The sequence below is a fragment of the Achromobacter spanius genome, from assembly GCF_039673305.1.
In the GTDB taxonomy this organism is placed as follows: domain Bacteria; phylum Pseudomonadota; class Gammaproteobacteria; order Burkholderiales; family Burkholderiaceae_B; genus Achromobacter; species Achromobacter spanius_F.
This window is the reverse complement of sequence record NZ_JBDJLJ010000022.1, coordinates 33,345-56,394: the sequence shown is the minus strand read 5'-3', so window position 1 is coordinate 56,394 and position 23,050 is coordinate 33,345. Positions and strand designations below refer to the sequence as shown.

23 protein-coding genes are annotated in these 23,050 nt (G+C 67.9%); 7 read left to right on the top strand and 16 right to left on the bottom strand.

From position 1 onward, the window contains the following. Positions 1-16 precede the first annotated feature (16 nt). Entirely contained in the window at positions 17-703 is a 687-nt protein-coding gene (locus ABE485_RS18045; RefSeq protein ID WP_346516641.1) for a cytochrome c biogenesis CcdA family protein, read from the bottom strand. 173 nt (positions 704-876) lie between these two features. Here ABE485_RS18045 and ABE485_RS18040 point away from each other — a divergent pair, with 173 nt between their 5' ends. From ABE485_RS18040 to ABE485_RS18030, 3 genes are all read left to right on the top strand, one after another. Beyond that, entirely contained in the window at positions 877-1,008 is a 132-nt protein-coding gene (locus ABE485_RS18040) for a hypothetical protein (RefSeq protein WP_255595163.1), read from the top strand. Between the two features lie 73 nt (positions 1,009-1,081). Next, positions 1,082-1,822 (top strand): response regulator, encoded by a 741-nt coding sequence (locus ABE485_RS18035; RefSeq protein WP_346516640.1) that lies wholly within the window; start codon positions 1,082-1,084, stop codon positions 1,820-1,822. Further along, the gene (locus ABE485_RS18030) at positions 1,819-3,144 is read left to right on the top strand and encodes an ATP-binding protein (protein ID WP_346516639.1); all 1,326 of its coding nucleotides are present in this window, start codon (positions 1,819-1,821) and stop codon (positions 3,142-3,144) included. Before ABE485_RS18035 ends, ABE485_RS18030 begins: the two co-directional genes overlap by 4 nt. Positions 3,145-3,154: 10 nt before the next feature. On the opposite strand, the gene ABE485_RS18025 is transcribed toward ABE485_RS18030, so the two are convergent. Then, on the bottom strand, positions 3,155-3,934 hold the full coding sequence (locus ABE485_RS18025; protein ID WP_346516638.1) for a 5'-methylthioadenosine/adenosylhomocysteine nucleosidase: 780 nt from the start codon (positions 3,932-3,934) through the stop codon (positions 3,155-3,157). A gap of 238 nt (positions 3,935-4,172) precedes the next feature. Here ABE485_RS18025 and ABE485_RS18020 point away from each other — a divergent pair, with 238 nt between their 5' ends. Beyond that, positions 4,173-4,598, top strand: coding sequence for an organic hydroperoxide resistance protein (locus ABE485_RS18020; protein WP_346516637.1), 426 nt, complete (start codon positions 4,173-4,175; stop codon positions 4,596-4,598). Positions 4,599-4,969: 371 nt separating this feature from the next. Further along, the gene (locus ABE485_RS18015) at positions 4,970-6,007 is read left to right on the top strand and encodes a DUF2235 domain-containing protein (protein WP_346516636.1); all 1,038 of its coding nucleotides are present in this window, start codon (positions 4,970-4,972) and stop codon (positions 6,005-6,007) included. A gap of 26 nt (positions 6,008-6,033) precedes the next feature. On the opposite strand, the gene ABE485_RS18010 is transcribed toward ABE485_RS18015, so the two are convergent. Together ABE485_RS18010 and ABE485_RS18005 are read right to left on the bottom strand one after the other, a co-directional pair. Continuing rightward, entirely contained in the window at positions 6,034-6,315 is a 282-nt protein-coding gene (locus ABE485_RS18010) for a helix-turn-helix domain-containing protein (protein ID WP_346516635.1), read from the bottom strand. 240 nt (positions 6,316-6,555) lie between these two features. Next, complete coding sequence (locus ABE485_RS18005) at positions 6,556-7,398, bottom strand: IclR family transcriptional regulator (protein ID WP_346516634.1); 843 nt, start codon at positions 7,396-7,398, stop codon at positions 6,556-6,558. A 166-nt stretch (positions 7,399-7,564) separates the two neighbouring features. Here ABE485_RS18005 and ABE485_RS18000 point away from each other — a divergent pair, with 166 nt between their 5' ends. Both ABE485_RS18000 and ABE485_RS17995 read left to right on the top strand, forming a co-directional pair. After that, positions 7,565-8,554, top strand: coding sequence for a Bug family tripartite tricarboxylate transporter substrate binding protein (locus ABE485_RS18000; RefSeq protein ID WP_346516633.1), 990 nt, complete (start codon positions 7,565-7,567; stop codon positions 8,552-8,554). 65 nt (positions 8,555-8,619) lie between these two features. Further along, a complete protein-coding gene (locus ABE485_RS17995) occupies positions 8,620-10,971 on the top strand; it encodes a cytochrome P450/oxidoreductase (RefSeq protein WP_346516632.1) in 2,352 nt (783 codons plus the stop codon). A 94-nt stretch (positions 10,972-11,065) separates the two neighbouring features. Here the strand turns inward: ABE485_RS17995 and ABE485_RS17990 are convergent, their stop codons facing one another. The 12 genes from ABE485_RS17990 to ABE485_RS17935 all read right to left on the bottom strand — a co-directional run bounded on the left by ABE485_RS17990 (position 11,066) and on the right by ABE485_RS17935 (position 23,042). Further along, entirely contained in the window at positions 11,066-12,370 is a 1,305-nt protein-coding gene (locus ABE485_RS17990) for an ABC transporter substrate-binding protein (RefSeq protein ID WP_346516631.1), read from the bottom strand. A 36-nt stretch (positions 12,371-12,406) separates the two neighbouring features. Then, complete coding sequence (locus ABE485_RS17985) at positions 12,407-13,531, bottom strand: zinc-dependent alcohol dehydrogenase family protein (protein WP_346516630.1); 1,125 nt, start codon at positions 13,529-13,531, stop codon at positions 12,407-12,409. Between the two features lie 106 nt (positions 13,532-13,637). Next, a complete protein-coding gene (locus ABE485_RS17980; protein WP_346516629.1) occupies positions 13,638-14,390 on the bottom strand; it encodes a glucose 1-dehydrogenase in 753 nt (250 codons plus the stop codon). 27 nt (positions 14,391-14,417) lie between these two features. Continuing rightward, entirely contained in the window at positions 14,418-15,854 is a 1,437-nt protein-coding gene (locus ABE485_RS17975; protein ID WP_346516628.1) for an aldehyde dehydrogenase family protein, read from the bottom strand. A gap of 19 nt (positions 15,855-15,873) precedes the next feature. After that, complete coding sequence (locus tag ABE485_RS17970) at positions 15,874-16,530, bottom strand: ABC transporter ATP-binding protein (RefSeq protein WP_346516627.1); 657 nt, start codon at positions 16,528-16,530, stop codon at positions 15,874-15,876. 3 nt (positions 16,531-16,533) lie between these two features. Continuing rightward, on the bottom strand, positions 16,534-17,274 hold the full coding sequence (locus ABE485_RS17965) for an ABC transporter ATP-binding protein (protein WP_346516626.1): 741 nt from the start codon (positions 17,272-17,274) through the stop codon (positions 16,534-16,536). Positions 17,275-17,276: 2 nt separating this feature from the next. Continuing rightward, on the bottom strand, positions 17,277-18,257 hold the full coding sequence (locus tag ABE485_RS17960; protein ID WP_346516625.1) for a branched-chain amino acid ABC transporter permease: 981 nt from the start codon (positions 18,255-18,257) through the stop codon (positions 17,277-17,279). Continuing rightward, complete coding sequence (locus ABE485_RS17955) at positions 18,257-19,162, bottom strand: branched-chain amino acid ABC transporter permease (protein ID WP_346516624.1); 906 nt, start codon at positions 19,160-19,162, stop codon at positions 18,257-18,259. Before ABE485_RS17955 ends, ABE485_RS17960 begins: the two co-directional genes overlap by 1 nt. A gap of 244 nt (positions 19,163-19,406) precedes the next feature. Then, entirely contained in the window at positions 19,407-19,979 is a 573-nt protein-coding gene (locus tag ABE485_RS17950; protein WP_346516623.1) for an electron transporter SenC, read from the bottom strand. Positions 19,980-19,993: 14 nt separating this feature from the next. Beyond that, positions 19,994-21,376, bottom strand: a complete 1,383-nt coding sequence (locus ABE485_RS17945; RefSeq protein ID WP_346516622.1) for a GldG family protein — start codon at positions 21,374-21,376, stop codon at positions 19,994-19,996. After that, positions 21,373-22,086 carry an ABC transporter permease gene (locus ABE485_RS17940; RefSeq protein WP_346516621.1) on the bottom strand — a complete coding sequence of 238 codons (714 nt, stop codon included), beginning with the start codon at positions 22,084-22,086 and terminating at the stop codon, positions 21,373-21,375. The genes ABE485_RS17945 and ABE485_RS17940 overlap by 4 nt, the downstream gene beginning before the upstream one ends. After that, complete coding sequence (locus ABE485_RS17935; protein WP_346516620.1) at positions 22,083-23,042, bottom strand: ABC transporter ATP-binding protein; 960 nt, start codon at positions 23,040-23,042, stop codon at positions 22,083-22,085. Before ABE485_RS17935 ends, ABE485_RS17940 begins: the two co-directional genes overlap by 4 nt. Between the last annotated feature and the right edge of the window lie 8 nt (positions 23,043-23,050).

Genomic DNA, 23,050 nt, shown 5'->3' with positions numbered 1-23,050 from the left:
GTGAGCTCCTTGAGGGTCAGGCGAAGAGGTTGCTGATCCAGGCATAGGCCAGGACGTCGTACTGGAAATGGATGGCGATGGCGGTCAGGACGAGCAGCACGCCGAAACCCTGCTGCAGCCGATGCGTGTGGCGCGACAGCCCCCGGACGCGGGTGGCGATGGCTTGTCCGCCGTAGGCGATCACCAGCATGGGAACGCCCGCGCCGATGGCGAACACCAGCAGCAGGGTGCTGGACTGCACCAGGTCCTGCGCCTTGGCGGCCAGCACCAGGATCGAGGCCAGCACCGGCCCCGCGCAGGGCGTCCACACGGCGCCCAGCGACAGGCCCAGCACGAAGCCGCCGGCATTGCCGCTGCCGGTTCCCCCGGCGGCGGACAGGCGCTGCAAGGGGCCGCCCACGCGGGCGATCAGGCGGTCGTAAGGTTCGGGCCAGATCCGCGCCAGGCCGAACAGCGCCAAGAGGACGATGGAGGTCGAGCGCACCGCTTCGTGCACGGATTCGTTCAGGTTGGAAAGCAGGCTGAGCGCGATGCCCAGGCCGGCGAACGCCAGCACGAAGCCGGACACGACGAACAAGGGGCGCAGCCGGTCGCCGCGTTCCAGCGAGGTGCCCAGCAGCACCGGCAACAGGGGCAGCACGCAGGGCGACGCGATGGTCAGCATGCCGGCAAGCAGAGCGATGGGAGTGTTGATGAGGTCCATGGGGGTCGTCCTTTGGAAAGTGACCCCATTGCACCCGCCGCACGTATCCGGCATGTGCCGGATGGGCGGTTTTTTTCAAGCGCGTGTATCCGCCGCCTCGGCGTATACAGTACGACACACTCCAGGGAGCCGCCGGCGCTATAAAGCGATCACACCCCGTACCGGAGCCTCACATGAAGCGCTTTCTTGCCGTCCTGCTGCTGCTCTTTGGCGGTTTCACCGCCGAAGCCGCCAAGCCCTTCCAGTGCCAATTGATCTCGAATACCCGTCCACGCCGCGATCCCCTGCCCCCGGGCGAACGCTAGGCTTCGATAGAATCCCGATACCCATCCGGCGCGTCCGGCGCGCCGTCATCCTCGAACAACAAGGCACCCGAAAATGGATCACATAGACCACGTCATGATCGTGGACGACGATCGGGAAATCCGTGAACTCGCCGGCGGCTTCCTCAGGAAGAACGGCCTGAACGTCACCCTGGCGGCCGACGGGCGGCAGATGCGGTCCCTGCTGGAAAGCCTGTCCGTCGACCTGATCGTGCTGGACATCATGATGCCCGGCGATGACGGCCTGGTGCTGTGCCGCGAACTGCGCAGCGGCAAGCACCGCCGCATCCCCATCCTGATGCTGACGGCGCGCAGCGACGACATGGACCGCGTCCTGGGCCTGGAAATGGGCGCCGACGACTATCTGGTCAAGCCCTTCGTGGCGCGCGAACTGCTGGCGCGCATCAAGGCGATCCTGCGCCGCACGCGCATGCTGCCGCCCAATTTCCAGGTGACCGAGCCCGGGCGCGAGATCGCCTTCGGCAACTGGCGGCTGGACACCACCGCGCGCCACCTGCTGGACGCCGACGGCACCATCGTGTCGCTCAGCGGCGCGGAATACCGGCTGCTGCGCGTCTTCCTGGACCATCCGCAGCGCGTGCTCAACCGCGACCAGCTGCTGAACCTGACGCAGGGCCGCGACGCCGACTTCTTCGGGCGCTCGATCGACCTCCTGGTCAGCCGCCTGCGCCAGCGGCTGCGCGAAGACGCGCGCGAGCCCATGTACATCAAGACCGTGCGCAGCGAAGGCTATGTCTTCTCCGCCGCGGTCGACGTCTCGGAATCCGGCCAGTGAGCGCCGCCGCGCCGCGCCCGTTCGCCTGGCCCCGCACGCTGGTCGCCCGGCTGTTCCTGATCTTCGTGGCGGGCCTGGTCCTGGCCTATGGCCTGTCGTTCGCGTCGCTCTTTTATGAACGCTACAGCGCCACCCGCAACATGATGCTGGGCGACCTGGAGCGCGACGTCGCCATCGCCATGGACATCCTGGACCGGCTGCCCGCCGCCGAGCGCCCCGCCTGGCTGCCCCGCCTGTCCAGCAACAACCGCCAGTACCTGCTGGGCGACGGCAAGGCGGACCAGCCGCTGGGCAATGACGCCGCCCGCACCGCCGCGCAATCGATCGAGGCCGCGCTGGGGCCGGACCGTCCGGTGACGGTGCACGCCATGGCCGACGATCCGCGCCACATCCAGGCCCGCGTCGTGCTGTCCGACGGGCAGCCGGCGATCCTGGACATCGAGCTGTCCCGCATGCGGCCGGCGCCGTGGCTGTTCGGTGTGCTGGGCGTGCAGCTGTTGCTGCTGGCCGGCTGCGCCTGGCTGGCCGTGCGCCTGGCCGTCCGCCCGCTCACGCGGCTGGCCCGCGCGGCCGAGGAGCTGGACCCCGACAAGAAAAGTCCGTTGATGGACGAAGCCGGCCCCGCCGAGGTCGCGCATGCCGCCGTCGCCTTCAACGCCATGCAGGATCGCATCTCGGCCCACGTCGCCGAGCGCATGCAGATGCTGGGCGCCATCTCGCACGATCTGCAGACGCCCATCACGCGGATGAAGCTGCGCACCGAATTCATGGACCCGTCCACCGACCGCGACAAGCTCGCTCAGGACCTGAACGAGGTGGAGCGCCTGGTGCGCGAAGGCATCGACTACGCCCGCAGCGCGCACGGCAAGGCCGAAACGCCTGCGCGCATCGACCTGAACGCCTTCCTGGACAGCCTGGTGTGCGACTACCAGGACACGGGCAAGGACGTCAGCCTGACGGGCGACGCCGCGCCGGCGCTGTCCACGCGCCCGCACGCGCTGCGGCGCATCCTGGGCAACCTGATCGACAACGCGCTCAAGTTCGCGGGTGCGGCCGAAGTCGCCGTGGCGGCGCGGGACGGCGCGAACCTGTCGATTTTCGTGCTGGATCGCGGGCCGGGCATCCCGGCGGGCGAACTGGACGCGGTGCTGCAGCCCTTCTACCGCCTGGAAAGCTCGCGCAGCCGCGACACCGGCGGCACCGGCCTTGGGCTGGCCATCGCGCACCAGCTGGCGGCGGCCCTGGGCGGCGCGCTGATCCTGAGCAACCGCGAGGGCGGCGGCCTGTCGGCTGAAGTGCGGATCGCGCCGATCGGCCTGTAGCCCCGGGGCGTCAGGATGCCGGCGTATCTATGGGGACGGCACCCTGGCCGCCCCGCAGCGCGCCCGACTGCAGCAGCGGCTTCAGGATGCCGGCCGAGTACACCCGCGCCAGGTTCACCAGGAACTCCGTGAAGTCCGCCTTCGCCGCGTGGTCGGCGCTGTCGGAGATGATGCGCATCACGGCGAACGGCACGCCGAATTCATGGCAGACCTGCGCCATCGCGGCCCCCTCCATTTCCAGGCAGAGCGCATCGGGCAGGCGTTCGCGCAGCGCGTGGGCCAGGTCGTTGTCGTTGACGAACACGTCCCCGGTCGCGATGAGGCCGTGATGGACCTGCGGCGGCGCGGACGCGGACGGCAGGCCGCCGTTGCCCGCGAATTCCCGGGCGCTGTCCAGCAGCAGCGCGCTCAGGGCCGGATCGGCGTCGAAGCGCTCGCGTCCCAGCAGGGGGATTTCATGCCGGCCGAACAGGGGCCGCGCGTCCATGTCGTGCTGCATCAGCGCCTCGGCCACGACCACGTCGCCCACCCGCACCCGCGGATGCAGGCCGCCCGCCAGCCCGGTGAAGATCACCCGGGACACGCCGAATTCCTGGATCACGATGGATGCCGTGGCCGCGGCGGCCACCTTGCCGATGCGGCTGAGCGCGATCACGCAGGGCGTGCCCCACAGGCTTCCCACCTGGAAATCGCGCATGGCGATGCGGCGGGTTTGCGCGCCGGGATCCATGGCCGCCAGCAGGTCGGCGATTTCTTCGTGCAGCGCGCCCAGGATGGCGAGACGTCCCATGATGTTCTTCTTCCGTGAATGATGCGCGGCCGCGTGCCGCCAGGGCGCAACATACTCCAATGCCATCGCGTCCGCCAACGCCTGCGCGGTTTGTATCGCAGCGTATCCGGCGGTCCTTTCGACACGTCGCGATGCAATCCCGCCGTGTCGCGGACACATGGCCGATACAGCGCCTTGTTGCAATGCAGGCTCTCAACCCACTGGCGCAGCCCGGCCGCGCCGACACCCTGGAGTCATCATGGCAAAGCAACTCGAGCAGGTCCTCTACACCGCGCACACCCACACCACCGCCGGCCGCGAGGGCGCCGGGCGCAGCAGCGACGGCGAACTGGACGTGACGCTCAGCACCCCCGGGTCGGGCAAGCCCGGCACCAATCCCGAACAGCTCTTCGGCGTGGGCTATTCCGCCTGCTTCATGGGCGCGATGAAGCGCGCCGGGGCCACCCACGGCATCGCCGTGCCGCGCGACGTCGCCATCGACGCCAGCGTGTCGCTGGGCAAGGTCGACAACGGCGCCAACTTCGCGCTGGGCGTCACCCTGGCCGTCTCGCTGCCCGGCTTGACCGCCGAACAGAAGCAATTGCTGGTCGAGTCGGCGCACCAGCTCTGCCCGTATTCGCGCGCCATTCGCGACAACATCGACGTGCGGTTCGAGATCGTCTGACGCCCGACGTCCGGCGCGTTCCGGAAAGCGGCCCCTCTGAACCGGCCCCGAAAGTTGGACAGGATCCAGCGTTCGGGGTCTTGCGCATCGGGCCGTTTTTTCGCGGCTTTCAGATACCAACCGATCGCAGTCCGGATTGCTGCTGATGCTGTAGTAAAGGCGTACTCCCATGCGCGGCCTGCAATGTTTTCGCCCAGGGAAATCGCCTTCTCGGCAGGCGCTAGCTAGGCAAAAAGATGGTGTACATCCATGCAGCAGGGAAACCACGCGCCCTGCCCGGCCTGCCGTGCGTGATAGCGTGCGTCACGCAGGCGTGGTCCCAGCCGGCGACAGAGGTATCGAAAGACTCTATCTGTGTGTGGGAGACGATCATGGTGAAGAACCTTGCCGTATTCTTCGACGGAACCTGGAACGAACCCAACGACCGCACCAACGTCTACGAGCTGTACAAGGCCGCGCCCGAGACCAGCACGCAGGAAACGCTCTACATCGAGGGCGTGGGCACCCAAGGCCAGGGCCTGTGGGCCGCCATCGACAAATTCATGGGCGGCGCCTTCGGCGCGGGGCTGTCCGCCAACATCCGGCAAGGCTACCGCTGGCTGTGCCAGCGCCACGAGCCTGGCGACCGCATCTTCCTTTTCGGCTTCAGCCGCGGCGCCTACTCCGCCCGCAGCCTGGCGGGCATGGTGCGCAAATGCGGCCTGCTGAAAACTCCCACCGAAGACGGCGTCGCCGAGGCCTACGCGCTGTACCGCGACGACTGCGCGCCGTCGTCCATCGAAGCCGCCGCCTTCCGCGACCGGTTCTCGCGCGAGACCGACCTGCACTTCGTCGGCGTCTGGGACACCGTGGGCAGCCTGGGCATTCCGGTCGGCGGCATCCCGTTTCCCGGCTTCTCCGGGTTCTACAACTTCCACGACACGGAACTGAGCAACCACGTCCTGAACGCGTACCACGCCATCGCCACCAACGAATACCGCGAACCCTATTTCCCGACGCTGTGGACCCGCCGCGCCGACTCCCCGCCCCGCCCGGCCCACCTGCCCGTCGAGCAGCGCTGGTTCATCGGCGCGCACTCCGACGTGGGCGGCGGGTACCAGGACGGAAGCCTGCAGACGCTGCCCGCGTCATGGCTACAGGAAAAGGCGCGGCAGGCGGGATTGGAGGCGGGCACGGTGCAGCGGATCTCCACCGACTACGAGCAATGCGAGCCGCATGACTCGTACAAGGAATTCACGGAGAAGGTGCCGATTCCGGTGAAGAAGCGGCCGAGGCTGTGGGACAGGGAGACGGTGCTGAACCTGACGATCGATGATCGGCTGGTCCGGCGGTTTGAGAGGAACCAGGGGTTTTTGAGGGAGTATCCGGATTTCAGGGATGAACTGGGGAAGCTGGAGGTGGGGAAGTAGGGGCGCCCCGCGCGCGGCGGTGGCCGTCAGGCCGCTTCGTGCACGCGCATTTCGACGTGCAAACCGGCCGCGACCGCCATGTTCACCAGCGCATCCAGTCCAAACAAGTTTATCTTGCCCCGCATCAGATCCGAGATCCTCGGCTGGGTAACGCCGAACAAACGGGCGGCCTGCGCCTGGCTCATCGGAGACTGCGTAATGTGATGCTTCAAAGCCATCATCAATACAGAACGCAGTTTCAAGTTTTCTGCTTCTGCCGGCGTGTCTTCAATGGCATCCCACACGCTGCCGTGCTGTTGTTTGTTCATCAGATCAGTTCCCCCAACAAGTCCCGGTATCGCTTTGCGAGAGGCGTAGAGCACGACGCGCGGACAGGGCAGCCGCTTTTCTTCCTGCCGAATGGCGCCCAGGGAACGAGCGCGTCGCAACGCTGGAACTTGGGCAGGAAACCCTCTGTTCACTCGATCGGCTGATGAGTAAACAATGTCGTGCGGCACGCTTTTACTGTCGATCAGATGAGTCCGAATCTGCGAAGTGTCAGCAGAGAATCACCCCGCCGCATACCCCAACGCCACGCTGGCCGCCAACGCCTCCTTCTTCACCGCCGCCACCACCGCTCCATCCGCCGACACATCAAACCCGCCCGTCGCGCCCAGCGCGGTCAATACCGCGCAGACCCGCCCGGTATGGTCATACAGCGGCGCCGACACGGCGCTGATGCCGCGCAGATTCGTGTCCTTCACGGTGGCGCACCCCGACGCCCGCACTTCCCGGCGCAAGGCGCCGATGGGGTCGTCTCGATCCAATAGCGCGCGCTGCTCGGCCGGGGCGCCGGCCAGTTCGGCTTCCGCCAACGCCTGCACGGGGGCCTCGTCCAAGAGGCCCAGGAACGCGCGGCCGGTGGCCGACCACAGCATCGACAGCACGGAACCCACGCGCACGTTCACCGTGACCGGCAGGCCGGGTTCCTCGAAGCGCACGATGGTCGGGCCTTTGTTGCCCATGACCGCGATGAAGCAGGTGACGGCCAGGCTTTCGCGCAGGCGGACGAGCGCGGGTTCGCCTATGCGCAGGGGGTCGGCCTGGCGCATGGCAGCCACGCCGACGTACAGGGCTTCGAGGCCCAGGTGGTACTGCTGGGTGGCGACTTCCTGGTCGACCAGGCCCTCGGCGATCAGGCTCATCAGGTAGCGGTGCACCTTGGCCGGGCTTTCGCCGACGTGGGCGGCCAGGGCGGTGAGGCTGGCGCGGCCGCCCAGGCGGGCCAGGCCCTTGAGCACGGTCATGCCGGTTTCGGCCGCCTGCACTCGCTGGCGGCGCTCGCGCGGGCGCGCGGCGGGATCCGATTCGAAGTCGGGGTCGGATGCGGGCGGCAACGCGGCTTTGCTCATGGGGAAATGCTGCTCCGGAACGGGTGCTCGCAGGCAAACGGGGGACTGAAAGCCTGGAGCGGCACTAAGGTTAACCCTTCTTTATAAATTACGCATTGCGTATATGATTTACGCAAACGCAAACAAGGAATGCAATTTTGACATTCCACAAAGAGGAGACTTGCCCATGCGCAGTGTTAAACACCATGTCCTGGCCGGCCTGCTGGCCCTGCCCCTGCTGGCTTGTGCCAGCGCGTCCGCCCAGCAGCCGGCCGCCGCCTACCCCGCCAAGCCCGTGCGCTGGATCGTGCCCTACGCCGCGGGCGGCGGGTCCGACTTCCTGGCGCGCAGCATCGGCCAGGGCCTGACCGGGCGCCTGGGCCAGCCGGTCGTGATCGAAAACAAGCCCGGCGGCAATACCGCCATCGCGGCGTCGGAGACGGCGCGCGCCCCGGCCGACGGCTACACGATGCTGTCCGCCGACAACGGCACGCTGGTGTTCAATCCGGCGCTCTACAAGAAGCTGTCGTATGACCCGGCGAAGGACCTGGCGCCCGTGACGTTGATGGGCCGGTTCCCGATGATCCTGGTGGTCGGCCCGGCCATGAAGGTCAACTCGGCCAAGGAGTTCCTGGCGGAAGCGAAAAGCCGCAAGGAAGGGCTGGACTACGCCTCGGCCGGCGCCGGCAGCCCGCACCACCTGGCGATGGAGCTGCTGAAGGTGGAAGCCGGCCTGACGCTCACGCACGTGCCCTATCGCGGCGCGTCGCCCGCGCTGGCGGACGTGGCCGGCGGGCAGGTGCCCGCCATGATGGTGGACCTGGCCGCGGGCGCAGGCTTCATCAACGGCGGCAAGGTGAAGGCCCTGGCGGTCGCCAACCCGACCCGCCTGCCGCAATTGCCGGACGTGCCGACGTTCGCGGAAATCGGGCTGAAGAACGTGGAAGCGGCCGCGCAAGTGGGCGTGGTGGTTCCCGCCGGAACGCCCAAGCCGGTGATCGACGCCCTGAACAAGCAGGTCGTGGCCACCATCAATGACCCCGCCACGCGCCAGCGCCTGGTGGAATTCGGCATCGAGCCCGTGGGCAATACGCCTGCGCAGTATGCCGAGATGCTGACGAGCGAGCGCGCCCGCTGGCAGAAGCTGATCACCGACCTGCGCATCACGCTGGACTGATCGCACCGGCCCGCCGCCAGCCCCGGCGCGCGGCGGGCCCGCAAGACGAACACACGGAAGACCCCATGAATCAAGCACCCGCCTCCCCGCGCCCTTCGGGCTGTCCCATCGACCACGCGGCGCTGGCCGCCGCGCAAAGCCCGACGGGCTGTCCGGTCAGCCCGCGCGCCGCCGCCTTCGATCCCTTCGGCGACGGCTACCAGCAGGATCCCCCGGAATACGTGCGCTGGGCGCGCGAGCAGGAACCCGTGTTCTACAGCCCGCAACTGGGCTATTGGGTGGTGACGCGCTACGAGGACATCAAGGCGATCTTCCGCGACAACATCACGTTCAGCCCGTCCATCGCGCTGGAAAAGATCACGCCGACGGGGCCGGAAGCCAACGCGGTGCTGGAGTCCTACGGCTACGCGATGAACCGCACGCTGGTGAACGAGGACGAGCCCGCCCACATGCCGCGCCGGCGCGTGCTGATGGACCCGTTCACGCCCGAAGAACTGAAGCACCATGAACCCATGGTGCGCCGCCTGACGCGCGAATATGTGGACCGCTTCATCGACGACGGCCGCGCCGATCTGGTCGACCAGATGCTGTGGGAAGTGCCGCTGACCGTGGCGCTGCATTTCCTGGGCGTCCCGGAAGAGGACATGGACCTGCTGCGCCAATATTCCATCGCGCACACGGTCAACACCTGGGGCCGTCCCAAGCCGGAGGAACAGGTCGCCGTGGCGCACGCGGTGGGCAACTTCTGGCAGTTGGCGGGCAAGATCCTGGACAAGATGCGGCAGGATCCGTCCGGCCCCGGCTGGATGCAATATGGCCTGCGCAAGCAGCAGACGCATCCGGAGGTCGTGACCGACTCGTATCTGCATTCCATGATGATGGCCGGCATCGTCGCGGCGCACGAGACCACGGCGAATGCCTCGGCCAACGCCTTCAAGCTGCTCTTGCAGCACCCGGAAGCCTGGCGCGAGATCTGCGCAGACCCGGACCTGATCCCCAACGCGGTCGAGGAATGCCTGCGCCACAATGGCTCGGTCGCGGCGTGGCGGCGGCTGGCGACGCGCGACGTGGAAGTCGCGGGCGTCGCCATTCCGGCCGGTTCCAAGCTGCTGATCGTGACGTCGTCGGCCAACCACGACGAGGGGCAGTTCGAAGACGCCGATCTGTTCGATATCCGCCGCGAGAACGCCAGCGACCAGCTTACTTTTGGCTATGGCTCGCACCAGTGCATGGGCAAGAACCTGGCGCGCATGGAGATGCAGATTTTCCTGGAAGAGCTGACGCGCCGCCTGCCGCACCTGAAGCTGGCGGAGCAGGCCTTTACCTACGTGCCCAATACGTCTTTCCGCGGGCCGGAACACCTGTGGGTGGAATGGGATCCGGCGCTCAATCCGGAACGCGCCAATCCCGCCCTGCTGCAGGGGCAGCAGCCCGTGCGCATCGGCGAGCCGTCCTCGCACGCCATCACCCGCCCGGTGGTGGTGCAAAGCGCGATGCAGGCCGCCGATGGCGTCGTGCGCCTGCGGCTGGTTTCGCCCGACGGCAAGCCCCTGCCCCGCTGGTCGCCGGGGTCGCACATCGACGTGGAGTGCGGGGACACGGGGCTGTCGCGCCAGTATTCGCTGTGCGGCGATCCGGCCGAGAGCGGCGTGTTCGAGATCGCGGTGCTGCGCGAGGCCCATGGCCGCGGCGGTTCCGCCTGGATGCACGAGCATGCCGTGCCGGGCGCGCGCCTGCGCATCCGGGGTCCGCGCAATCATTTCCGGCTGGACGAATCCGCCGGCAGGCTCATCCTGATCGCGGGCGGCATCGGCATCACGCCCATCAGCGCCATGGCGCGCCGCGCGAAGGAGCTGGGGCTGGACTATGAGCTGCATTACAGCGGCCGCTCGCGCCCCTGCATGGCGCTGGCCGACGAGCTGGCGCAGTTGCATGGCGACCGCCTGCGCCTGCACATCAAGGACGAGGGCGGCCGCGCGGATTATGCGGCACTGCTGGCCGCGCCGCAGGACAAGGCCCAGGTCTACGCCTGCGGGCCGCAGGGCCTGCTGGATGCGCTGGCCGGCTGCTGCGCCGCATGGCCGGAGGACTCGCTGCGCGTGGAACATTTCCATTCCACGCTGGGCACGCTGGATCCGTCCCGGGAGCAGGCCTTTGAAGCGGTGCTGAAGGATTCGGGAATTGTCATCACCGTGCCCGCCGACCAGACCCTGCTCACGGCGCTGCGCGGCGCCAATATCGACGTGCAGAGCGACTGCGAGGAAGGGTTGTGCGGGTCGTGCGAGGTGCGCGTGCTGGAAGGCGACATCGACCACCGGGATGTCGTGCTGACGCGCGCGGAGCGCGAGGCCAACAGCAAGATGATGGCGTGCTGCTCGCGGTCGTGCGGGGGGAAAAGGGTCGTGCTGGAGCTTTAAGGACTTTTACCCGGACGACCCAAAAAAACGCCCCGGCGGTTCACGCCGGGGCCATCCCTGCACCACACACTGCTGCTTGCTCAATCCATCCCGTTCAGTTCGGGAACACCTTGATCTGGTCGCTCTTCAGGACGTCGGGCGTCAGGCTCTTCTCGATCCAGGCCATCGACGTGTCCGTCACCCCCGGCGTCACCAGTTCGGCCGGGACGATGGTGATGTCGGCCAGCACCTTGAACGGATACTTGTCGCTCTTCTTGGTCACGCCGAAGAGCTGCGCTTCCAGCGCCTGGCCGTCGGCGCGATGCATCTTTACTTCGCGGCCATAGCCCTTGAAGCTCACGTCATGCATGGCGGCCGCCACCTGTTCCGGCGTGGGCCAGTTGCCGCCGTTGTCCTTGATGGCCTTTTCGTAGCCCGCCTTCAGGCCCTGGATGCCCTGCACCATGTGATAGACCGAGTAGATCGGATAGGCGCCGGTCTTGTCGTGGAATTTCTTCACGAAGGCCTGGTGCTGCGGATCGTCCTTGGTTTCCGGATGCAGGAAGTAATGGTCGCCGCGCGCGCCGACCAGCACGCCCTCGGGCAACGCGTTGCCCAGGCGCTCCAGCGAGCTTTCCGCCAGCGACAGCACGAAGGTGGAGTTCTTGAACAGGTTGCGCTGCGAGGCCTGGCGCACGAAGTTGTCCAGGTCGCCGCCCCACGAGGTGGAGACGATGACGTCCGGGCGCAGCGCCTGCAGGCGGCTGATCTCGGTGGAGAAGTCGGCGGCGCCGAACTTGGGGAACATCTCGGCCACGACCTTGACGTCGGGCTTGAACTTCTTCAACGCGGCCAGGAAGATGTCGCGCGAATCGCGGCCCCACGCGTAGTCCTGGTTCACGATCGCGATGGTCTTGAAGTCGGGCTTGACCTTCATCAGGTACAGCACCTGGGCGACCATTTCCGTGGTGGCGTTGGCCTGCGTGCGCACCACGTACTTGTAGTTCTTGCCTTCCAGCGCCTTTTCGGTGCCGCAGTCCCACAGCACGTTCAGCACTTTCAGGTCTTCGGCCACCGGCGCCACGATGTTGCAGTGGCCGCTGGAGATGGCCGACAGCATGACGCGCGTGCCGCCTTCGGCCAGGCGGCGGTATTCCGACAGCAGCTTTTCGCCGCCGCCGCCTTCGTCGATGTAGCTGGGCACGATCTTCACGCCGTCGATGCCGCCGTTGGCGTTGATGTCCTGGATCAGGATGTCGGCCGCGTCGCGGGCCGGCACGCCGAACACCGAGGCGGATCCCGACAGGAAGGTCGAGATGCCGACATTCAGTTCCTTGGGCTTGTCGGCGGCGACCGCCAGCGAAGCGAGTCCCGACAGCAGGGTGGCGCCCAGCAAGGCCGCCAGTCTTGAGGTTTTCATGGTGTTGTCTCCAGTGTTGTAGTCGGGTCTGTGCCCTTAGAAAACGATGGCGTCGCGCAGGCTGCCGCCGGTGGCGAGGTGATCGAACCCCTCGTTGATCTGGTCCAGCGAAAACGATCGGCCCATCATCCTGTCCACCGGCAGGCGGCCGGCCTTGTACAGGTCGATGTAGCGGCTGATGTCGATGGCGGGCACGCCCGAGCCCAGGTAGCTGCCCCGGATCTCGCGCTCTTCGCCCACCATCTGCGACAGCGACAGCGGGAAGCTGAACTTGGGATTGGGCAGGCCGGACGTGACCGTGGCGCCGCCGCGGCGAGTCAGCTTGTAGGCCGTTTCAAAGGCGGGCACGGCGCCGGCCATGTCGAAGCCGTAATCCACGCGCCCGCCCGCCAGGTCCATGAGGTCGTCGTCCGACTTCACCTGTTTCGGGTTGACGATGTGGGTAGCGCCCAACTCCCTGGCCAGCGCCAGCTTTTCGTCGCTGAGATCGATGGCGACGACGCGGCGCGCGCCGGCGGCCACGGCGGCCAGCAAGGCCGACAGGCCCACGCCGCCCAGCCCGACGATGGCGGCCGTGTCGCCCGTCTTGATGCGGGCGCGGTTGATGACGGCGCCCGCGCCCGTCAGCACGGCGCAGCCGAAGAGCGCCGCCTCGCGGTGGCTGAGCTCGACATTCACCTTGACGCACGAACGGCGCGACACCACGGCGTATTCCGCGAAGCAGGACACGCCGGTGTGGTGGTTGATGTATTCATCGCCGATGTGCAGGCGGCGCTCGCCACCCAGCAGCGTGCCCTTCGTGTTGGCCACGGCGCCGGGCTCGCACAGGGCCGGGCGGCCTTCCATGCAGGGGTTGCAGCAGCCGCAGCTGGGCACGAACACCATGGCGACATGGTCGCCGGCCTTCAGGTCCGTCACGCCGGGGCCGGTCTCGACGACCTCGCCGGACGATTCGTGGCCCAGCACGATGGGCACGCCGCGCGGCCGGTCGCCGTTGATGACCGACAGGTCGGAATGGCAAAGGCCCGCCGCCTTGATCCTGACCAGCACCTCGCCAAAACCGGGCGGGTCCAGTTCGATGTCCGCGATGGTCAGGGGCCGGGTCTGCGCATACGGCCCCTCCACCCCCACTTCCCGCAATAACGCCGCTTTGATTTTCATGCGCCTTCATCCACAGAAAGAGATCGGAACCGCAGCCTGGCGCGGCGCCGGGTGTGCGCCGGGGCGGCCGGGCCCCTGCGGGCCAGCGGCCGTCCGGCTCCCTGCCCTACACCGTGCGTCCGCCGTCCACCGGGAATTCCACGCCGGTGATGAATTCGGCGGCGTCGCTGGCCAGGAACAGCGCGGCCGCGGCCACGTCGGACGGCTGGCAGAAGCGGCCCAGGGGGATGGTCGACACGAACTTGGCGCGATTCTCCGGCGTATCGGGCAGGCCCATGAAGAGCTCGAACATGCCGGTGATGCCCATGACGGGGCAGATGGCGTTGACGCGGATGCCGTCGGAACCCAGTTCCACGGCCATGGACTTGGACAGCACGTTGACCGCGCCCTTGGACGCGTTGTACCAGCTGAGTCCGGGACGCGGACGGATGCCGGCGGTCGACCCGATGTTCAGGATCACGCCGCGCTTCTGCTTGCGCATGACGGGCACCACGGCCTGCGCCATGTGATAGATGGACTTCACGTTGATGTCGAACATGCGGTCGAACATGGCCTCGTCCACGTCCAGCATGGGCTGGTTCTTGTGGGTGATGGCGGCATTGTTCACCACGATGTCGACCGACCCGAACTTGTCCAGGCAGGCGCGCACGGCGTTGTCGATGTCGGCGCGGCTGGACACGTCGGCCTTCACGGCCAGCGCCGCGGCGCCGACCTCGGCGGCCACGCGGTCGGCGGCCTCTTTATTGATGTCGGCGATGACCACCTTGGCGCCTTCCTTGGCGTACAGCTTGACGATGCCCTCGCCGAAACCGCTGCCCCCGCCCGTGACGATCGCGACCTTGCCTTGCAACTGGCTCATTTTCTGTCTCCGTATGATGCGCGGCGATCACTCGCCATAGAACTGAATCAGGGTCTTGGTGGTGCTCATTTCTTCCAGGGCGATGAAGCCTTTTTCGCGGCCGTGCCCGCTCTTCTTGACGCCGCCGAAGGGCAGCTCCACGCCGCCGCCCGCGCCGAATCCGTTGATGTAGACCTGGCCGCACTTGATGCCGCGCGCCACGCGCTGCTGGCGTCCGCCGTTCTCGGTCCAGACCGCACCCAGCAGGCCGTAGTCGGTGGCGTTGGCCAGGCGAATGGCCTCAGCCTCGTCCGTGAACGGCAGCGCCACCAGCACCGGGCCGAAGATCTCCTCGGTCAGCAGATCGCTATCGTGGCTGGCGGCGCTGAACAGCGTGGGCTTCACGAAGTAGCCGCCCTTGGGCACGCCGTCGGCGATGCCGCCCTCGGCCGCCACCTTCAGGCCGTCGGCCAGGCCCTTGGCGATGTAGCGGTTGACGCGGTCGAACTGCGCCTTGTTGACGACGGGGCCGCAGGTCAGGTCCATGTCCGGCGTGCCGGCGCGCACCTTCGAGAATTCCTCGGCCAGCGCCTTCATGAAGTCCGCGTAGATGCCCTTCTGCACCAGCAGGCGGCTGCCCGCCGTGCAGGTCTGCCCGGTGTTGTGCACGATGCCCTTCACGATGGCGGGAATGGCCAGCTTGTAGCTGGCGTCGTCGAACACGATGTGCGCCGACTTGCCGCCCAGTTCCAGCACGCACTTGACCGCATTGACGGCGGCGGCCTGCTGGATCAGCACGCCGACCTCGTTCGAGCCGGTGAAGGTGATGAAGTTGATGCCGGGATGGCGCGACAGCGCGGCGCCCGCTTCTTCGCCCAGGCCGGTCACGATGTTCAGCGCGCCGCGCGGAAAGCCGACTTCCAGCGCCAGTTCGGCCACGCGGATGATGGACAGGCAGGCGTCCTCGGCCGGCTTGACGACGGCGGCGTTGCCCATGGCCAGCGCCGGCGCCACGCTGCGGCCGAACATCTGCGCGGGATAGTTCCACGGGATGATGTGGGCGGTGACGCCCAGCGGTTCGCGGATGAGCTGCACCGAATAGTCTTTCTGGAACGGGATGGTCTGGCCGTGGACCTTGTCGGCCGCGCCGCCGTAGAACTCGAAATAGCGCGCCAGCACGGTGATGTCGCCCCGCGCCGTGGACATGGGCTTGCCCGTGTCGCGCGATTCCAGCTGGGCCAGTTCCTCGTGGTGCGCCAGCACGCTTTCGCCCAGGCGCAGCAGCAGCCGGCCGCGCTCCAGGGCCGTCATCTGGCCCCAGGCGCCGTCCAGCGCATCGCGCGCCGCCTGCACGGCGTCGTTCACGTCGGCCTGCTGGCCGCGCGGAATGGTAGTGAACACCTCGCCGTCTACCGGCGAGACGACCTCGAGCTTGCGGCCGTCCCGGGCATCGACCTGGCGGCCGTCGATAATCATCTGCGTCATTGAGAGTCTCCGTGGGGATTCAGTTCAGCGTGATCGAGCCGCGCTCGATCGTCCATATCTGGTCGGGAATGTCGCCGAGCAACTTCACGTTGGACTCGGTGATCACCACGCACAGGTCGGGCTGCATTTCCTTCAGCCGCGCCAGCGCCTCGGTGTAGTCGCGCGCCAGCTTGGGCGCGAGTCCCTGAAAGGGCTCATCCAGCATCAGCAGGCGCGTGCCGACCATGACGGCGCGCGCCAGCGCCACCATCTTGCCCTGGCCGCCCGACAGGGCGGAGCCGGACCGCTTGAGCATGGGCTCCAGCTGCGGCACCACCTTCAGCACCGTTTCCATGCGCGCCTGGATGTCGGCCTTGGACTGGCCCTGCACCTCGCAAGGCAGATGCAGGTTTTCCTCGACGGTCATGGTGGGGAAGATGACCCGGTCCTCGGGGGCATAGCCCACCTTCAGCGCCGCGCGCCGGTGGCCGGGCAGCGCGGTGAGGTCGGTGCCGTCGAAGGAGATCTTGCCGGACTTGAGCCGGGTCAGTCCCATGATGGTGCGCAGCAGCGTGGTCTTGCCCGCGCCGTTGCGGCCGACGATGCCGATGGTCTTGGATGCGTCGAAACTGGCGCTGACGTCGCGCAGGATGCGGTTGCCCGCCAGGTCGACGTTGATGGCCGATAGGTTCAACATGGTTCAGGCCCCCAGCACTTCGCTACGGATTTGCGGGTTGTTCAGGACGTCGGCGGGCGAGCCGTCGGCGGCCACCTTGCCGGCGATCCAGGCCGCCACCCGCGTGGCGTAGCGCGACACGATGTCCACGTCGTGCTCGACGAACCAGCTGGTCACGCGCCGTTCGTCCAGCGCATGCATCACGGTTTCCATCAACGCGAATTTGTCCTCGGAGGCCACGCCGCTGGTGGGTTCGTCCATGATCAGCAGCTTGGGCTGCAGCGCCAGCGCCATCGCCACGTCCAGCAGCTTGCGCTTGCCCTCGGGCAGTTCGATGCAGGCTTCGTCGGCGTCGGGCAGAAGGCCCACCAGGTCCAGCGTGGCGTCCACTTCGCGCCCGTCGATGGTGCTTTCCAGCGGACGGAACCAGCTCAGTTCCTTGTTGCGGCGCGCGGCCGCGATCTGCACGCACTCGCGCACCGTGTGCTCGGTGAAAAGCTGCGGCAGCTGGAACGAACGCCCCAGTCCCAGGCGCACGATCTTGCGCGGCGCCATGGCGGTCACGTCCTTGCCGTCGAAGTAGACCTTGCCCTTGGACGGCGCCAGGTAGCCCGTGCAGATGTTGATGAAGGTGGTCTTGCCGGCGCCGTTCTGCCCGATCACCGCCAGGCGTTCGCCTTCGTGCAGTTCGAAGTTGATGTTGTCGGCCGCCACCACGCCGCCGAAGGCCAGGTACAGGTCGGTGGTTTGAATGAGGGGTTTCATCTTCAGTTCCTTGCCGCGGCCTGCACGGGGGCCTGGGTGCGGCGCTGGGCGCGCTCGCGCGACTTGATGCGCTTGTTGATCTGCCCGACAAAGCCCGTGGGGAACATGAAGATCACCAGGATCAGCGTGAGGCCCAGCAGGAACTGCCAGAGGCCCGGGAAGTACGCCGCGGACACCAGCTTGACGGATTCGAAGCCCACCGCGCCCAGGAACGCGCCCGCGGCATGGCCCGCGCCGCCCAGGATGGTGATGAAGACGAATTCGCCCGACCGCAGCCACGACCCGATTTCCGGCGTGACCAGTCCCTGCATCAGCGCCAGGATCGCGCCCGAGAACCCGACCACCACGGCCGACAGCAGATAGCCCTTCCACATGATGAAGTACGCGGAAAACCCCAGGTATTCGATGCGCGTTTCATTGGTCTTGATGGCCGACAGCGCCTGCCCGCTGCCCGAACGGAAGTAGCGCTGCACCCACCACGCCAGCACCAGCGACAGGACCAGCGTCAGGAGCAGCAGCGCGCGCTCGAAGGATTCGCGCTCCATGGCGATGCCGGCCATGGTGGGCCGCACGATGCGCATGCCGTCCGAGCCGCCCGTCAGCGTGTACAGCTTGCCCAGCAGGGCGAACAGCACCATGCTCAGCGCCAGGTTCAGCATGCCGAAGAAGATGCCGCGGTAGCGCACGACGAACAGGCCGATGACGACGGCGGCCGCGAAGCTGGCGGCCACCCCGGCCAGGATCAGCGCCAGCGCGTCGATGCCCGGCACGGCCTTGGCCAGGAAGGCCACGGTGTACGCGGAAATGCAGGCGAACATGGCATGGCCGAACGAGATCTGGCCGGCGCGCGCCATCACCGACACGCCCAGCGCGGCGATCGCGTAGGTCAGGCCGATGACGATGGGCGTGATGGTCCAGGACCAGGTGTAGCCGAGGAACAGCGTGACCAGCGCGGCCAAAAAGCTGAGGACAGGCACTTTCATCAGATCGTCCTCGCCTGGGCCACGGTGAACAGGCCGTGCGGACGGATGATCAGCACCAGCACCATGATGATGTAGGGGACCGCCACCTCCAGTTCGGGCGCGGCGTAGACGGCGATGGCGCGGATGACGCCGATCAGGAGCGCGGCGATCAGGGCGCCGGTGATCTGGCCCAGTCCGGCGGTGGCGACCACCGCGAACGACAGCACCGTCATGTCCGTGCCGGCGCCCGGCACCAGCGAGGTCGTGGGCGCGGCCAGCGCGCCGCCCAGGGCGCCCAGGATGGTGGCGATCACGAAGGTGACGTATCCGATCTTCTTGGCGTTGATGCCCAGGGACGTGGCGACCTCGCGGTTGTGCGTGGTGGCCACAGTCTGCTTGCCCAGCTTGGTATGGCGCAGGAAGTATTCCAGGCACACGTAGGCCAGCAGCGCGGTGACCGGCACCACCACCAGTTGGTAGGTGGTGTAGGTGATGTCGCCGATCTCGATGTTGCCCAGGCGGTTCACGACTTCGCTGGCGCTGTAGGGCTGCGCGCCCCACAGCAGGCGCTGGATGTCTTCCAGCATCAGGAACGCGCCGAAGGTGAGCAGCAGCTTGAGGATGGGGTCGTAGTTCTGGGCGCGGCGGATCAGCACGAACTCCATGATGCTGCCCAGCGCGAGCCCCACCGCGATGGCCGCCACGAACAAGGCGGCGAACAGCAGGATGGGGGAGTCGGTCTTGGGCGCCATGAACATGACAAGGCTGGCGGCGGCGTAGCCGCCAAAGGCGTAGAAGGCGCCGTGGGCGACGTTCAGGATGCCCATCACGCCGAACACCAGGGTTAATCCCATCGACACCAGGAACAGCAGACTGGCGTATGCCACGCCATCCACCAAGGCGAGAGGCAGTAGATCCAAGGTCAAGCGTCTTCTCCCAATACGCTGAGCACGGACGCGGCGATTCCTGGAATGCTGCGCAACGTGCGGGCTTGCGCCCGGGCGCGCCCGGCGCGCCCTTGTCTCTTGTCAACCTTTCCGTGTCCCCGCGCCAGGGTTGACGCAGGGGCCGGAAGGCGCTTTTTGTCAGGCGGATAGCCAGCCCCGCGATGGCGCCGGACAGACCCGCCTGGGTATGTGTGCGAAGTATAGGTAGGGGTTTATCGGGCAGCTATTTATCTTTGTGCAAGCCGGGTTTAACAAGCGGTGGAGTGGCCGCGGGCCGCGGCGCGTCCCGGCCCATCGCGGCCAGCGGCGCCCGGGTCTGATAGTCCGGGATAATCCGGATCTGCGCCTCGTCCGGCAGGCGTACATAACGGCCTAGGCCATCCGGCGCAAGCGCGCCCACGTCCAGCAGGGCCAGCGCGGCGCCGGCCGCGTCGCGCACGTCGATGCGCAATTGCGGCGGCGCCAGGCCATAGGTTTCGCCGGCCTCGGGCGTCAGCACGCGGTCGCTGCGGGCCTGCGAGAACAGCGCGACGAAATCGGCCGCGTCGAACCCCGGCGCCGCGTCCGGCGGCGACGCGGTCCAGCCTTGCGGGCCGCGCGTCAGGCTGACCGTGCCGGCAGGCGCGGCCAGCGTCACGCGGGCTGCCCGGCCCGCCTCCCAGGCATAGAGCCGCGCGGGCTTGCCGCTGTCGTCATGCAGATGGGTATGGCCGCCATGGTGCGCAGGCGACTCGGCCGCCTCGCGCCATTGCCAGGCCGACAGCGCGATGCCCGCCGCCAGCAGAGCGGACCACAAGGCGCGCGCGCCTTTCACCGACGCCTCCACCACAGCAGCAGCCCCGCCATCAGCGCCAGCAGGGGCAAGGCCACGGTGCTGGTCCAGAACACCGCGCGCATCTGACGGTTGGTCAGTTCCACGCGGCGGTTCTCGTAGTGGCGGGGCCGGATCGTCAGCAGCGCGTCCTCGCCCGCCAGCAGGGTGACGGCATTGGTGAACAGCGCGCCGTTGCCCAGCGTGGCGAAATGGCGGTTGATGGCGAAGTCGCTGTCGCCCGCGACCAGCAGCGTGGGACGCGCCGAGCCGTCCTCGGCAGAGGCCTGCGCGTTGCGCGTGGCCAGCGCCATCAGCGTGTAGCGCGACGCTGGCCGCCCTGGCGGGTGGGCCTCGGCGGAGGTCTGCGCCAGCGGCGTCACTACCACGCCGGGCGGCAGCGCCTCGCCGGCCGGCTCCAGGCCCGCCGCGCCGGGAAAGAAGCTGAGCGGCAGGCCGCGCGTCATCTTGTGCCGCGTGTAGTCGCTGACCGCCGGACTGCCCGGGTCGTTGCGGTAATGGCTGCCCGGATCGGCCAGCGGGCCCGCGGCCAGGGCGATGCCGAAGTCGGCCAGCAGTGCGTCCAACCCATGCCGGGTATCGGGTTCGAGCAACAGCAGCGTCTTGCCGCCCGCCCCCGTCCAGCGGCGCAGGGCCTGTGCATCGTCTTCGCCGAAGGGCGTGCGCGGTCCGGCGGCCACCACCACGGCGCAGCGCGGCAGGGCCTGCGCCAGGCTGCCGGCGCTGACCGCGCGCGTGGAGAAGCCCAGCGTCTGCAGGGCGTTGCGCGCCATCGCCATGCCATGCTGTTCATGGACTTCGACGCGGGCCACCAGGTTCTCGTCGCCGTCGTGCTCTTCCAGGTCGTCCAGCGACGTCAGGCTGTCCAGCGCGGCCTCGCCGTGACCCTGCGTGAAGCACACCGTCTGCGCGCCGTTCTGGCTGATGCGGATGAGCGCGTTGGTGAAGTCGGTCTCGGTGCCGCCGTTGATGGTCGTCTTGCGTTCGCCCGAGGCCAGCACCGCGCTGCCCGCGAACTGGATGCCGGCGGCGCGGGCCTCGGCCGGACGCAACGCCGGATCCACGCCGCGCACGCGGATCAGCGGGTTCTCGCGTTCATACTGGCGCAGCAGTTCCAGGGCGTCGACCATGCTTTTGTTGCGCAGGTCGTAGAACCACGTCACTTCCACCGGCTGGCGCACCTGGCGCGCGACCTCCAGGCTTTCCGGCGCCAGGCTGTACACCCGCTGCGCGGTCAGGTCGATGCGCCCCAGGTGACGGGCGGCCCACAGGTTCAGCGCCAGCAGCAGCGCGGCCACGGCCAGCACGGGCAGCCACAGCGACAGGCGCCTGGCGGCGCGGCGCAGGACCGGGCGGCTCATCGCAGCCTCCAGCGCTTCAAGTTGACCGCGGCCACCATCAGGGCCAGCACGGCCACGCTGGCCAGCGTGACGGTCGCGGGACCGGGCAGCACGCCCCGGATGAAGTCCACGTGCTGGGCCGACAGCGACAAGGCCTGGAAGAACGGCGACAGCGCGGGAAACGCGTCCAGCGCGGCCGGGTAGTCGATGAACCACAGCAGCACCAGGATGCCCCAGGTGGCGCTGGCCGCCACGATCTGGTTCGAGCAGGCGCTGGACACCGCGATGCCGATGGCGAGGAACAGCGCGCCATACAGGAACACGCCGATGTAGCCGCCCATGATGGGGCCGTAGTCCGGTTCGCCGTACCAGGCCAGCGGCAGCACCGCCGACATGGTGCCCGCCAGCATCAGCGCCAGCATGGTCAGGCCGGCCGCGTACTTGGCCGCGACCAGGGCCACGTCCGACAGCGGCAGTGTGAGCAACAGCTCCAGCGTGCCCTGCCGCGCCTCTTCCGCAAACGCCCGCATGCTGACCAGCGGCATCACCAGGATCAGCAGGATGGTCATGTTGTGGAAGGCGGTCACCATCTGGCCCGTGCTGACGAAGAACAGGTTGAAGCTGAACAGGTAGCCCGACAGGGCCCAGAACACCGCCACGACGGCCAGCGCGACGGGCGAGCCGAAGTCGGTGCGCAGTTCTTTGCGGTACAACGCCGCGAAACCCTTCATGCGCGCCTCCGTAATGGGGGATCGTTGGGCGCCAGCGCCGCCAGCAGGCGGGCCTCGACCGCTTCCTGCGCCGGCAGCACCGCGCGCAGCTCGGCGTGCGCCAGCACGGCGCGCATCACCGCATCGCAGGCCGCGCCGCTGGCGGCGGGGCTGTCCCAGGCGATGCGCCATTTGCTGTGGTTCGCGTCCAGGACGGCGACGTCCACGCTCCGCACGCCCGGGCAGGCGGACAACGCCGCCCGCAGCGCGGCGTGCCCCGCCGCGGGCAAGGCAAGATGAAGCTGCAGCGCGGCGCGGGACTCGCCCAGCGCCGCGTCCTGCACCAGCCGGCCCTGGCGCAGGATGGCGATGCGCGTGCACAGCGCCTCCACTTCCTGCATCAGGTGGCTGCTGAACACCACCGCCCGCCCCTGCGCGCAGCGCCGTATCATGGCGCGCGCCTCGACGATCTGCACGGGGTCCAGGCCGTTGGTGGCCTCGTCCAGCAGCAGCACCGGCGGATCGTTCAGCACGGCCTGCGCCAGCCCCACGCGCTGGCGCTGCCCCTTGGACAGGCGGCCGATCACCGACCGCGCCACGCCCTGCAGGTCGAAGCCGTCGATGGCCCGTTCGATCGCCTGGCGCCGCGCCCGCGCGCCGCCCTGCACTTTCACGCCGGCGCCGAACTCCAGGTACTGCGTCACGGTCAGCGCGTCATAGAGCGGCGCGCGTTCCGGCAGATAGCCGATATCGGCGTTGCCGCGCCCCGGGGCGGGTTCGCGTCCGCGGATCTCGATGCGTCCGCTGTCGGGCGTGTAGAAGCCCGCCATCAGGCGCAGCGTGGTGGTCTTGCCGCTGCCGTTGGGGCCCAGCAGCCCCAGGATTTCTCCCGGCCTGACGGACAGGCTGAGGGAATCCAGGACCTGGCGCGGCCCGAACGACTTGCAGACCTGGTGCAAGGCAACGGCGGGCTCCATGGCGCGCC